Source organism: Hallerella porci (assembly GCF_003148885.1).
GTDB classification, from domain to species: domain Bacteria; phylum Fibrobacterota; class Fibrobacteria; order Fibrobacterales; family Fibrobacteraceae; genus Hallerella; species Hallerella porci.
On the sequence record NZ_QGHD01000002.1, the window covers coordinates 62,525 to 74,714 of the forward strand.

A 12,190-nucleotide genomic window follows, 5' to 3' on the forward strand; every position below is an offset into this window, starting at 1 on the left:
CGAGATATATTTCGTCAAAAATATAAACAAATTTTTGTTTAACAGATTTTGGAAAAATTCTATCATTACTTCTATGAGTGAAAATACAGACATTTGCCGAATTCAACGCGGAGATCAAGAATTTATTTTAGTGGGCACTGCTCACATTTCGAAGGAATCGCGGGATTTAGTCGCCCAAGCGATTGAAGAAGAACATCCCGATACCGTCTGCGTCGAATTGGACGATGGTCGTCTGAAATCGTTAGAAGATCCCGATCGTTGGAAGAAAACCGACCTCAAAAAAATTATCCGCGAACATCAACTCGGAACACTCATCGCCAATCTCGTTTTGGGCTCTTATCAAAAGCGAATGGGCCTTTCGACCGGTGTGCGTCCCGGCGCAGAACTTTACGGCGCAGTTCTTGCAGCGCGCTCTGCGTCAATTCCCGTCGTCCTCGCCGACCGCGACATCAAAGTCACTCTAAAACGGACTTGGAGTTGCACGCCTTGGTTCCGAAAATTTTCTCTCATCGCATCGCTTTTTTCGAGCCTTTTTGACAAGACCGAAGTCAGCGAAGAAGAATTGAAACGCATCCGCGAACAAGATTCATTGTCATCGATGATGCAAGAATTTGGGAAAACTTTCCCCGAAGTCAAATCGGTTTTAATTGACGAGCGCGATCAATATCTCGCCAGTCGAATTCGCAATGCTCCGGGCAAAAAAATTCTCGCCGTCGTCGGCGCAGGTCATGTCGCAGGCATCAAAAAAATTATTGAAGAAAATTTACCGCTTCCCGCCGAAGAAAAATTGTGCGAAATCAAACCGTCTTCGCCGATTTTTAAAATCCTCGGTTGGACAATTACCGCAGCGATTATCGCTTCGATTATCGGCGTCGGCATCCATTCGGGTTTGGATAAAGCGGGCGAAGTCACTCTCAACTGGTTTTTATATACAGGCGGCGGAGCAATGCTCGGAGCCATTATCGCAGGCGCACATCCGTTCGCAATTTTAACCGCACTTGTCGCCGCTCCATTTACAGGGCTTACGCCTCTCATCGGCGTTGGATTTTTCGTCGCCCTTGTGCAAGCGTATATGCGACCGCCACGCGTTTCGGAATTTGAAACCGTGACCGAAGATATTTGGAAAGTTTCTCGTTGGTGGAAAAATCGCGTCACACGAATCATTCTCTGCTTTTTACTTCCCGGCTTCCCCGCTATCATCGGCAAAATCATCGCCCTCGTGGGAATTTATAAAGCATTCTAAATTCCCTGCACGGAGTGCGCTAAATTTCTCTTTGCAAATTATCTGTTAATGAAAAATCGTCTTTGCCTTCGACGATTTTTCTTTTTTCAGCGGGGCTTTTTTGTTTGATGAGCGCTTCTAAACGCAAAGCATCGTGCTTGGTTTTAAGTTCAAAAACTTTGAGAATTTTTTCTGGAGGAAAAGCGCGTGTAAATTTTGCGCCTTTGCCCGCGCAATGCGTTTCAAAACGTTTTTGCACATCCGTTGCGTAGCCGGTATAAATTCGCCCGCCTTTGCATTCTAACATATAAACGTAATGTGGCATTTTAAAATTTTAATTTTCGGAATTTACTGATTTCGCATTTGCCGAAACTTTTTGAATTTCTTTCAGCTGCAAATAAAATTCTGCAATCGCAGTAATCATATAAGGCGCGACCCAAAGATAAGCGATTCCCAATGTGAAAAATCCCAAAAGAATCCACGGCCAAAAATGCAACATCAATTTAAATAATTCCATGCGGTGTCCCGCCATCCATTTTTGACTTTCACAAATCGCTTGAAGCGGTGAATATTCCGGATGATCCATTAAAACAAACGGCGTCATCGCATACGAAAACCATTTGATAATTCCTGGAATAATGAGAAGGCAAGTCCACAGCGTCGTAAAAATTCCCACGAGAAACGTCGTCAAAAAGACTTTGAAAAAATAAGAAAAGCCGTTGCTAAATCCAACAAAAAGTAACTTCAACAATTTTTTGCGGCTGCGGGCAATTTCATAAAAACAAGCGATAAATCCAAATTGCAAAACCGGAGTCAGGCACAGATAAATAAAAGTCAATAAAAGCTGTAAGCGAGAATTCGGCGGAGCACTTCCTTGTGGAATGCAAGCGATCATCGAAACAACCCAATACACAATACAAGCGAGCGCGCCAAAGCCCCACGCTTCTGCTAGTTTATCGCAAGCCGTTTCTTTAATTTTTCTCGGATTTAATTTTTGCATTATTTTAATTTAAAATAATTTTTCGTTGGTTATAAACGGACTGTCCGCCGTTACAAACGCGAGCCATTACACAAGCGATGAAAAATGCCGGAAGTGCATCAAAGCCAAAAACTTCGCAGCCGATTAAAATCGGAGCGAGAAGAGTTTTCGTTGCACTGCCAAAAACTGCAGCGTATCCAAGCGATGCAGCGAGCGGAATCGGAATTCCAAATGCAGCCGCAGCGACGACTCCAAAAGTTGAGCCAATGCTAAAAAGCGGAGTCACTTCGCCGCCTAAAAATCCCGCAGAAAGAGTGAGAATCGTTAGCAAAAATTTGAGAATCCAATCGTAATTTTGAATGCCCGAAGCCACGCCATTTTCTGCAAAAGCGATGTCGATTAAATTCGTGCCAAGTCCAGAATAACGCCCTTGCCAAAGCAAAAGGAAAAGTGCGCTAAGAACAATTCCCATCATCAAAATGCGGCGCATTGAATCCGGAAATTTTTTTGCAAAAAAATCTTTTGAAAGTTGCAGCACTTTGGCGAAGCAACCACCGACAATGCCAAATAAAATGCCAAGTCCCGCGATTTTTAAAATCAATGAAATGTCAAGTCCATCGTGAAAAAGCATCGCGTTTACGCTGGTTCCAAAATGCGTTTGCAATAATTCATTTAAATCGACGGAAAATTTTTCGAGCCCGAGAAGATTTGAAACTTTGCATGCGGTAAACGCTGCCGCAGCAGTCGGGAGAAGCGATTTGAAATCGAGATAACCGATGACTAAAACTTCGAGCGCAAATGCCGTCGCGGCAAAAGGAATTTGAAATAATCCCGAAAAGCCTGCGGCCATTCCTGCGACAAGTAAAATATGCGATGCACCTTCAATCGGTAATTTTCGGCTGATGAAATTTCCCACGGTTCCGCCGATTTGAACAGCAACTCCTTCGCGCCCAGCGCTTCCGCCAAAGAGATGAGTCGCCCATGTTCCAATCATCACCAAAGGAATGAGTTGCAAAGGAATTTTTGATTCCTTTCCTTGTCCAACTGCAAAAACCAAACTCATTCCGCGTGAAGAATCCTTTCCCCATTTTCGATAAGCGAAGACAATTCCCGCCCCGACAAGAGCGAGCGCCGGAATAAAATAAAGCGGATAAGTAGAACGCAAATCGCCCGCAGCCAAAAGGACGCGTCCAAAGAGCGCCATCAATGCGCCCACAAAAGCGCCGAGCAAAATCGCAATTCCTGTGAGCGCCGGAAGCGAAAACCACTTTTTAAAAAATTCGCGGACTTTTGCTTGCATCCGTTCCTTCGCCATTTTCATCATCTGCTCTTTCAATTCAGGTGGCATATTGGCGAATTGTTCTTTGAACTGATTGTACTTTCCAAAATCTTTAAAATTCATACGGCAAAATTAGAAACTCTTCCGAGTCATTTTAATGTGTAATTTTTTGTAATCGCATGAAGAAGTGCGCGGCAACCTTCTTCAACATCGTCCCATGTCGCTTGAAAATCGCCCGTGTACCAAGGATCTGCGACATCGCGATTTTCCCCCGCCCATCGCAAAAGCAAAGAAATTTTTCCTTTGCCTTCACTTTGCATTTCGCGTTCGTAAATTGTTTGCGGTAAAATCCAACGTAAATTTCGCAGATTATTTTTATCCATGACGATAATGTAATCGTAATCCGCATAATCTTTCGCAGTCATTTGCCGCGCTGTTTTTCCGCTGCAATCAATGCCGTGCAAAGCAAGCATTCTTTTGGCGGGCGGATAAACCGCATTTCCAATTTCTTCGGTACTCGTCGCCGCCGAAGCGATTTTAAAATCCTCTGCTGAAAAATTTTGCGGAAGCTTTTCTGTTTTCACCAAATTTTTCATCACAAATTCCGCCATCGGACTGCGACAAATATTGCCATGACAAACGAATAAAATGCGAATCATTTTTTCTGCGCCCTTTGCTGAAGTGCTGTCGTATTGCGTTCCCAAAATACACCGTCAGCGTAGCCTTGAATCGTCACATCCTTTTCTGCCATTTCAAGGCGTTTTTCTGTCCAGCAACAATACTGTTCATTTTGCTCGATGCCGACATAATGTCTGCCCAATTTTTTTGCCGTTACCGAAGTGGAACCCGAACCTAAAAAAGGATCCAAAATAACATCGCCGGGATTTGAACTTGCGAGAATCAATTTGGCGAGAAGCTTCTCGGGCTTTTGCGTCGGATGCGCTGTGTTTTCGGGCATTGACCAATACGGAATGGAAATATCGTCCCAAAAATTCGACGGATAAGTATTGCGAAAATTTCCGTCTTCGGTTTCTTCCCAATCTTTCGGCGCGCCATCTACTTTATACGGCGCCACGACTTTTCTTCGAATTTTTACCGCATCGACATGAAATGTATAATCCGCAGAATTGGTTGCAAACCAAATATCTTCCATTCCATTTTTCCAATTTGAAAGGGCGCCGCGACCTTTTTCACGTTGCCACGTAATGCGATTTTGAATATGAAAATGCGACTTCAAAACTTTCTCAATCGGAAGGCTCGATTTCCAATCGCAGCAAACATAAATCGTAGCGTTTTCTTTTAAAAGGGGCTTCACCCGTTGAATCCAACTTTCCGTATATTCTTCGTAGAGTTCATCCGAAGTTTTCTTGAATTGATTGCCGTGATAATTTTTCGCCAAATTATACGGCGGATCCACAATCAATAAGTCCACAAAATTTTCGGGAAGAAGCGTCAAATTTTGAAAGGTATCGCCGACAATTGTTTTATCTAGAATGTTTTCAAGTTTTGCTTTTTCAAACAAACGAACACAACGGTCCAAATAAATTTTTCCTTCTTCTACCGTCATATCAATCGTTTTATTTCTTTCGGCTTTCACAATTTTCCTCTCAATTTTTTAACGGCAAATTTCAATTACCGCGGAATGGCGGCGATGAGTTTTTGCGTATAAGCTTCTTGCGGCTGCAAAATGACATCGCGACTTTTTCCCGTTTCGACGATACGACCCAAATGCATTACGGCGACGCGTTCCGTATATTGCGCAACAAGTCCCATGTTATGCGTAATCAAAAGCACTGCCGTTTTTGATTCTTGCGCCATTCTCTTGAGCACTGCAAGAACAGCCGCTTGCACCGTTACATCTAAAGCCGTCGTCGGTTCGTCAGCGATAATGAGTTCTGGTTCTGGAATAAGCGCCATCACAATGCAAATGCGTTGCAACATGCCGCCGCTCATTTCGCACGGATAACCGTTTAAGACGCGTTCCGGATCGGCAAATCCCGCTGACTTTAAAAAACTTCGAATTTTTTCGAGCGCTTCTTTTGGGGGAATTTTCGGAATCGCTTCGAGCAGTTGACTTTTTATCGTCCGCACCGGATCGAGCGCTTGCATCGGTTCTTGAAAAATGACCGCGATTTTTTTTCCGCGAATTTGCTGCAATTCTTTTGTAGACATTTTGAGCAAATCCATTCCGTGAAATTTTGCAGAACCCGAAATGACTTTTGCAGAAGGCCGCGGCAATAGCCCGAGAAGACTCATCGAGGTGACGCTTTTTCCGCTGCCCGATTCTCCCACGAGCGCAAAAAATTCGCCCGGAAAAATTTCAAACGAAACATCAAAAGTCACTTGCTTCGGTGGCGAAACGCCGAATGCAACAGAAACATTTTCAACGGAAAGAATCGGCTCATTCATAGCGGTCTCCTGATTTCGGATCCATCGCATCGCGGATTCCTTCGCCGACAAAAGTCGTGAGCAGAAGAGTTACAAAAAGCGCAGCGACCGTGCAAATCGAAATCCACGGCGCATATAAATTATTCAAGCCTTCGCTCATGAGTTCGCCCCAACTCGGCGTAGGCGGTTCTAAACCAAAGCCCAAAAAATCAAGAGAAGTTAAACTGCCGATGCCGCCGATGAGAGTAAACGGAAAAAGAGAAATCACCGGCGTAAGCGCATTCGGTAAAATTTCGCGGAAGAAAATATGCAACCTTCCCATGCCGAGCATTTTCGCCGCTTTCACATACGCCATCGATCGCAATTTTAAATATTCTGCCCGCATATAATAACTGAGAGAAATCCAATTAAAAATCGCCATCACCGCAATTAAAAGCAAAAAACTTCGCCCATAAATAGAGCCGATTAAAATCACCACATACAAGAACGGAAGCGATGACCAAATTTCAATTCCGCGCTGCATAAAAATATCCCATTTCCCGCCGAGATATCCTTGAATGCCGCCGATAACGATGCCGAGAAATGTCCCAAGAAATGTGAGAAGCAAACTAAAACTCATGCAAATGCGAAAGCCGTGAATCAAACGTGAAAGCACATCGCGTCCGTGCGCATCGGTTCCCAAAAGATGATTTTTTCCCGGCGCAAATGGAGGCGTTCCTTCCAAAGAAAGATCTGCTTTTAACGGATCTTGTGCAATAAGAGGCATTAGCGCCCACACATTTTTTCCTGCCGTTTTTGCATCGGCAATCAACTGCGGATAATCCGGTTCCGTTTGAAATTCTCCGCCGAATTCTGTTTCGGCATAAGTCACAAATGCTGGAAAATACGTTTTTCCTTCGAAGCGTAAAATCAGCGGTTCATCGTTTACAAGCCACGGCGATGTGAGCGAAAACGCATACAAAATAACGAGCGCCCAAAACGAATAAAAGGCAAGCTTGTTCTTTTTGAACAACGCAAATTTTTTCTTCATTTCTGGTGAAATCTGCATCAGCTAAACCGAATCCGTGGATCGACAAGTGTATAAAGAATATCGCTAAAAAGGCGACCAAACATCGTGAGAATACTCGAAAGTAAAATCACTCCCATGACGACATTATAATCGCGATTCACCATCGAATTATAATAGAGAAGTCCCATGCCATCGATGTCAAAAACTTTTTCGACAAGAAGTGCGCCCGCAAAAAGAAGAGTGAAAATTTCGGAAAGTCGCGTCACAATCGGAATCAGCGCATTGCGCAATGCGTGCTGCACAAGAGCCCGCCGAAAACTCATTCCCTTCGCCATCGCCGTCCGCATATAATCGCGTCCGAGTTCTTCGAGAACGCTATTTTTCATGAGGAAAGTTAAAAACGCAAATTCGCTAATCATATAGCAAATCATCGGGAGCGTCCAATGCAAAAGAATGTCGCCGATTTTTCCCATAAAAGAAAGATCTTCAAAATCTTCGGAAACGATCCCGCCGAGCGGAAAAATATTGAAAAAAGATCCGCCTGCAAAAAAGATAATGAGAAGAATTCCCAGCGCATAACCCGGCATCACGTAGCCCGAAAAAATGGCGACCGAAGAAATTTTATCCACCGCAGAATGATTCTTCACCGCTTTCAAAAGACCGAGCGGAATGCAAACCAAATAACTTAAAAAGAATGAAGTAAAACCAAACGCTAACGAAATCGGGAATCGCGAAGAAATCACATCCCAAACGGGAAGCCCGTAAGTATAAGAAGTGCCGAGATCTAAATGAAGCACATTCCAAAGCCAATTTAAGTAACGTTCCCAAGCGGGTTTGTCAAATCCAAAATAACTTTGAATTTGCGCAATTTGTTCGGGAGAAATCGCCTTTGAAGCCGAGACGCCACCGTGCGATGCCGCAGCCGATTGCACTTTCGCAATCATTTCTTCAACAGGTCCGCCCGGGATGAGCTGCACCAGCGCAAAGCACACAATCGTAATTCCCAAAATCGTGGGAATCATTAAAAGGAGTCTGCGGATAATGTAAGCCTTCATCGCGTCAAAGTTAAAAAATTCCCTTCGCCATTTTTCGTTTTCGCATTTTGCATTTCCATTTTTAGAATCTTCGCCGTTTCATTTTTCCCGATTTCGCAAAAATTTTTTCCGAACAATTTTCCTTTTTCCGATTTTTCATCGCTTTTTTAATGAAAATTTTTGATTACAATTTTCAAAAAATGCCCAAAATTCTCATAAAAACGCCAAAATTTCGCCATTTTCTGCAGGATGCACTTTTACCCTTGACAAAAAGCAAAAAAATTACTCTCTTTGGTGAGCAAAAACTGAAGTTTAACCCTTTTTGGAGATAAGCACATGCCTTGCGGAAAGAAAAGAAAGCGTAAGAAGATTGCGACCCACAAACGTAAAAAACGTCGTCGTCGTGATCGTCAGAAGAAGAAAATTCGCTAGTATTAGCTAATTCTTTCCGAAGACATACGGAACGAAAAGGAATGCCCCAAAGCATTCCTTTTGTGTTTTAAATGCAAATGCGCAGCCATTTTCGTTCGCAGCATTTTTGTTAGCGCAATTCTCATTTTAAATTTGAATTCCACTTTACCCGAAAATTTTTGTGTTAGAATCGATCGAAGGCACTCTGAAGAACATTACATTTCGAAATCCCGAAAATGGTTTTTCGGTGTTGCGTTTTACGGTCGAAGGCGAAGTGAAACCGGTCACAGTCACGGGAAATTTTCCGGATCTTTCCGTCGGCGAATCTTTCCGTATGGAAGGCGAATGGAAAACGCATCCTAAATATGGAAAGCAATTTGCTTGCATTAAAAGCGAACCGTTTTTTCCGGAATCGGGCGCAGGACTTGTCGCTTATTTAGGCGGCGGACTTTTCAAAGGAATCGGTGAAGCGACTGCAAAACGTTTAGTCGATACTTTTGGAAACGATCTCGTTCACATTTTGGACGGCGGCGGCGACGAAATTGCGAAGAAAAAAATCAAAGGATTTTCGGGGAAAAAAGTCGCCCAATTTTTAGAAGATTGGAAGAAGCTCCGCGAAAGCCGCGAGACGATGCTTTTCCTTTACGGACACGGAATTTTTGGAAGCGTTGCGCTTCGACTTTGGCGACAATACGGGCAAAATACAATTGAAATTATTTCGCAAAATCCTTACATTCTCTGCGAAGAAGTTTGGGGAATCGGATTTGTCAAAGCCGATGAAATTGCGCGCAAAGTCGGCTTTCCCGAATGGGATGAATCGCGTTTGGAAGCGGGAATTTGTTACAGCATTTTTAAAGCGTCTTCGAGCGAAGGGCACACGTATTTGCCCCGTGAAAATTTGCTTTTAAATGCCGCGAAAGAATTACGTTTAACGATGGATTCGCAAGAAGCATTTGAAGATTTATCGTTTGCGCTCGATTCCCTTTTAAAATCTCAAAAGCTCGAAGAAGACAACGGAAAAATTGCAATTCCAAATCTCGCCCGCGCCGAAAATTTTATTGCGGAATTTATCAGCAGCCGCATTCAAAACAAAAGCAAAGACGACCCGAAAGAATTGGAAGCTTTCCTTTCGGCTTTTGAAAAAGAGCAAGGTTTTACATACGATCCCGTTCAAAAAGCGGGAATTATTCAAGCGTATCAAAGTCGCATTTTCATTATCACCGGCGGACCGGGAACTGGAAAAACGACTTTGCTCAAAGGCATTTTAGCGCTCGCCGAAGCAAACGAAGTCGATGTCACTCTTGCTGCTCCCACAGGGCGCGCAGCGAAGCGAATGCAAGAAGTCACCGGCCACGATGCGCGCACATTGCACCGTCTTCTCGAAATCAATCCCGAATCTAGGCGCTTTATGCGCGACGAAAATTTTCCACTCGAAACAGGAATCGTTATCGTCGATGAATTTAGTATGGTCGATTCTTGGCTTTGCGCGGGACTGATGAAAGCGATTTCGGAGCGAACACATTTGGTTTTAATCGGCGATAAAGATCAGCTGCCGAGCATTGGACCGGGAAATGTTTTGCGCGATTTATTGAGCATCGCAGAAATTCCAAGCATTCGATTGGAACGTATTTTTCGTCAAGCAGGCGGAAACGATATTGCCGAAAAAGCAACGCAGATTAATCAAGGTTTTAAACCGTCGCCATTAAGCGGAAATAATTTTCATTTTACTCCTTTTGATTCGCCCGAAGAAGCGCAGACGATTTTATCTGAGCTCATTTTAAAAACCATTCCGCAGACGATGAAAGCGTCGCCAAAAGATTTGCAAATTTTGGTTCCGATGCACAAAGGTCCGCTCGGCACTATTGAATTAAATTCTTTCTTGCAAAAGTTGCTAAATCATTCTCGCAAAGAATTTATTTCTCAAGGCATTCATTGGAAAAGCGGCGACCGCGTAATGCAACTGCGGAATAATTACGAGAAAAATGTTTTCAACGGCGACATCGGAAAAATTATCGCAGTCGAAAAAGAAGACAAAAAAATCACCGTCGATTTTGATGGACATTTAGTCGGTTACGAAGGCGATGAACTTTTGGAACTTTCTCTCGCGTATGCGTGCACGATTCACAAAAGTCAAGGCAGCGAATATTCTGCGGTCATTCTCGTTCTCGATTCTTCGCATTATCGGATGCTGCAACGCAATTTACTTTACACCGGAATTACGCGAGCAAAAGGACATGTTTGGATTCTTTCGCGCGGTGGAGCTTTTGACGAAGCGGTTCGCAATAATCGGATGCAGCAACGCTTTACGCGCCTTCCCGAATTTATTACAAACAAATTAAAAAGCGAAGGAATTTCCGTTTCAAAAAATCCTTCGCCTTTTGAAAAATTCTTAAAATTTTTGAATGAATAAAGCGCCGTTTTCACGACGCTTTTGATTTTACTTTTTCCCGGTACTTCCAAAGCCGCCGCGACTTTTATCTTCTAAAACCGTTTCGACAAAATGAAGTTTCGGTTGATTTTCTAGAATGCGGAATTGTGCGATGCGACTTCCTTTTTCGATTGTCACATCTTCGGTTGCATACACAGGCATTTTCCACCAGTCATCTTTACCGCAATAACTGCCGTCTACAACGCCGACAGAATTGACTTGTAAAATTTTCCAGTTTTTAAATGTTGAACTCCGCGGTGCGATATGCGCTTCGTAGCCAGCGGGAAGCTTCATCGCGACACCCAAATGGATGAGTTTAAACTCTCCTTTTTTCAGAGTGACCGTTTCCGCTGCGCTCAAATCAATCCAATCCGATTTTCCGCCGATATATTCCAAACGAGGAATCGAATCGTCTAAGTATTGAATTTGAATTGTCTCTTCAGCCATTAGAGTAATTCCTTGCGCAATTCTTCAGCCGATTTCGTAGAAAGATATGCGGGCGGCACATCCAAAACCGTTGTGCAGCCGCGAACGCCAGCGTGATACATCCGCATCATCGCACGGGCATAAGCCACAAGAACGCTCGATGTAAATGCCGGATTCGAATCCAATTTCAAACTGTATTCGATGATATTTTTGTATTCGCCGTCCCAACCGGTTTTTCCCGAACGGATGACGAAACCGCCGTGAGCCATTCCCGAATGATTTTTTGCAAATTCTTCTTCGTCGATAAAATGCACCGTCGTATCGTATTCATCAAAATAATTCGGCATCGTTTTGATTTGCTTTTCAACAGAAGCGGCATCGGCGCCCGCTTCCAAGACGACGAAAACTTCGCGCGTATGCTTTTGACGCGTTGAAAGTTCTGGATTCGATCCGCTGCGAACTGTTTCAAGCGCGCTCTCTACAGGAATCGTATATTGCTTAGCATTTTTCACGCCCGCAATGCGGCGCACTGCATCGGAGTGACCTTGCGAAACGCCTTTGCCCCAGAATGTATAAGTTTTTCCATCGGACAAAAACGATGTAGCAAAAACGCGATTGAGCGAAAACAGACCCGGATCCCAACCGACAGAAATCATCGCAATTTTTCCTGCGGCTTTTGCTGCTGCATCGACATTTGCAAAATGCTGCGGAATTTTTGCATGCGTGTCAAAGCTATCGACGACATTAAAAAGCTTCGCAAATTCCGGAGTTTGCTTCGGCAAATCGGTTGCGCTTCCACCGCAAAGAATCATCACATCGATTTTATCTTTCCAATTTGCAGCGTCTTCAATTTTTACCACCGGAACGCCTGCAGTCAAAAGTTTAACCGAAGACGGATCGCGCCGCGTAAAGACTGCGGCAAGTTCCATATCGGGAGAATTTTTTACAGCGCATTCCACGCCGCGACCTAAGTTTCCATAACCGAGAATGCCAATTTTAAGCATAGAGATTCCT

General features: G+C 43.7%; 12 protein-coding genes. 2 read left to right on the top strand and 10 right to left on the bottom strand.

Annotated features, from left to right (window positions below; translation table 11 throughout):
* Window positions 1-73: 73 nt before the first annotated feature.
* Window positions 74-1,243: a TraB/GumN family protein gene (locus B0H50_RS01960; RefSeq protein ID WP_106197598.1), complete on the top strand. Its 1,170-nt coding sequence runs from the start codon at window positions 74-76 to the stop codon at window positions 1,241-1,243.
* A gap of 19 nt (window positions 1,244-1,262) precedes the next feature.
* Here B0H50_RS01960 and B0H50_RS01965 read toward each other — a convergent pair whose 3' ends face one another.
* The 8 genes from B0H50_RS01965 to B0H50_RS02000 all read right to left on the bottom strand — a co-directional run bounded on the left by B0H50_RS01965 (window position 1,263) and on the right by B0H50_RS02000 (window position 7,932).
* Complete coding sequence (locus B0H50_RS01965) at window positions 1,263-1,547, bottom strand: GIY-YIG nuclease family protein (protein ID WP_106197597.1); 285 nt, start codon at window positions 1,545-1,547, stop codon at window positions 1,263-1,265.
* 9 nt (window positions 1,548-1,556) lie between these two features.
* A complete protein-coding gene (locus tag B0H50_RS01970; protein ID WP_106197596.1) occupies window positions 1,557-2,222 on the bottom strand; it encodes a DUF975 family protein in 666 nt (221 codons plus the stop codon).
* Window positions 2,223-2,226: 4 nt separating this feature from the next.
* Window positions 2,227-3,501 carry a chloride channel protein gene (locus B0H50_RS01975; RefSeq protein ID WP_407717308.1) on the bottom strand — a complete coding sequence of 425 codons (1,275 nt, stop codon included), beginning with the start codon at window positions 3,499-3,501 and terminating at the stop codon, window positions 2,227-2,229.
* Between the two features lie 128 nt (window positions 3,502-3,629).
* Window positions 3,630-4,139 carry a low molecular weight protein-tyrosine-phosphatase gene (locus tag B0H50_RS01980; RefSeq protein WP_106197594.1) on the bottom strand — a complete coding sequence of 170 codons (510 nt, stop codon included), beginning with the start codon at window positions 4,137-4,139 and terminating at the stop codon, window positions 3,630-3,632.
* Window positions 4,136-5,047, bottom strand: a complete 912-nt coding sequence (locus B0H50_RS01985; protein WP_106197662.1) for a DNA-methyltransferase — start codon at window positions 5,045-5,047, stop codon at window positions 4,136-4,138. The genes B0H50_RS01980 and B0H50_RS01985 overlap by 4 nt, the downstream gene beginning before the upstream one ends.
* A gap of 65 nt (window positions 5,048-5,112) precedes the next feature.
* Window positions 5,113-5,889: an ABC transporter ATP-binding protein gene (locus B0H50_RS01990; protein WP_158256416.1), complete on the bottom strand. Its 777-nt coding sequence runs from the start codon at window positions 5,887-5,889 to the stop codon at window positions 5,113-5,115.
* On the bottom strand, window positions 5,882-6,898 hold the full coding sequence (locus B0H50_RS01995) for an ABC transporter permease subunit (RefSeq protein ID WP_233244460.1): 1,017 nt from the start codon (window positions 6,896-6,898) through the stop codon (window positions 5,882-5,884). The genes B0H50_RS01990 and B0H50_RS01995 overlap by 8 nt, the downstream gene beginning before the upstream one ends.
* A gap of 17 nt (window positions 6,899-6,915) precedes the next feature.
* On the bottom strand, window positions 6,916-7,932 hold the full coding sequence (locus B0H50_RS02000) for an ABC transporter permease subunit (protein WP_109587165.1): 1,017 nt from the start codon (window positions 7,930-7,932) through the stop codon (window positions 6,916-6,918).
* Window positions 7,933-8,503: 571 nt separating this feature from the next.
* On the opposite strand from B0H50_RS02000, the gene recD2 reads away from it, so the two are divergent.
* Window positions 8,504-10,732, top strand: coding sequence for an SF1B family DNA helicase RecD2 (recD2, locus tag B0H50_RS02005; protein ID WP_233244462.1), 2,229 nt, complete (start codon window positions 8,504-8,506; stop codon window positions 10,730-10,732).
* Between the two features lie 27 nt (window positions 10,733-10,759).
* Here the strand turns inward: recD2 and B0H50_RS02010 are convergent, their stop codons facing one another.
* Both B0H50_RS02010 and B0H50_RS02015 read right to left on the bottom strand, forming a co-directional pair.
* Window positions 10,760-11,197 (bottom strand): dUTP diphosphatase, encoded by a 438-nt coding sequence (locus tag B0H50_RS02010; protein WP_106197591.1) that lies wholly within the window; start codon window positions 11,195-11,197, stop codon window positions 10,760-10,762.
* Window positions 11,197-12,180: a diaminopimelate dehydrogenase gene (locus B0H50_RS02015; protein ID WP_106197590.1), complete on the bottom strand. Its 984-nt coding sequence runs from the start codon at window positions 12,178-12,180 to the stop codon at window positions 11,197-11,199. Before B0H50_RS02015 ends, B0H50_RS02010 begins: the two co-directional genes overlap by 1 nt.
* Window positions 12,181-12,190 lie beyond the last annotated feature (10 nt).

Excerpts from the sequence above, each read along its gene's own strand:
- B0H50_RS01985 (WP_106197662.1), bottom strand. The coding sequence starts at position 5,047 with ATGACGGTAGAAGAAGGAAAAATTTATTTGGACCGTTGTGTTCGTTTG.
- B0H50_RS01990 (WP_158256416.1), bottom strand. The coding sequence starts at position 5,889 with ATGAATGAGCCGATTCTTTCCGTTGAAAATGTTTCTGTTGCATTCGGC.
- B0H50_RS02010 (WP_106197591.1), bottom strand. The coding sequence starts at position 11,197 with ATGGCTGAAGAGACAATTCAAATTCAATACTTAGACGATTCGATTCCT.
- B0H50_RS01960 (WP_106197598.1), top strand. The coding sequence starts at position 74 with ATGAGTGAAAATACAGACATTTGCCGAATTCAACGCGGAGATCAAGAA.
- B0H50_RS01995 (WP_233244460.1), bottom strand. The coding sequence starts at position 6,898 with ATGAAGAAAAAATTTGCGTTGTTCAAAAAGAACAAGCTTGCCTTTTAT.
- B0H50_RS01970 (WP_106197596.1), bottom strand. The coding sequence starts at position 2,222 with ATGCAAAAATTAAATCCGAGAAAAATTAAAGAAACGGCTTGCGATAAA.
- B0H50_RS01975 (WP_407717308.1), bottom strand. The coding sequence starts at position 3,501 with ATGCAAGCAAAAGTCCGCGAATTTTTTAAAAAGTGGTTTTCGCTTCCG.
- B0H50_RS01980 (WP_106197594.1), bottom strand. The coding sequence starts at position 4,139 with ATGATTCGCATTTTATTCGTTTGTCATGGCAATATTTGTCGCAGTCCG.
- B0H50_RS01965 (WP_106197597.1), bottom strand. The coding sequence starts at position 1,547 with ATGCCACATTACGTTTATATGTTAGAATGCAAAGGCGGGCGAATTTAT.
- B0H50_RS02000 (WP_109587165.1), bottom strand. The coding sequence starts at position 7,932 with ATGAAGGCTTACATTATCCGCAGACTCCTTTTAATGATTCCCACGATT.
- B0H50_RS02015 (WP_106197590.1), bottom strand. The coding sequence starts at position 12,180 with ATGCTTAAAATTGGCATTCTCGGTTATGGAAACTTAGGTCGCGGCGTG.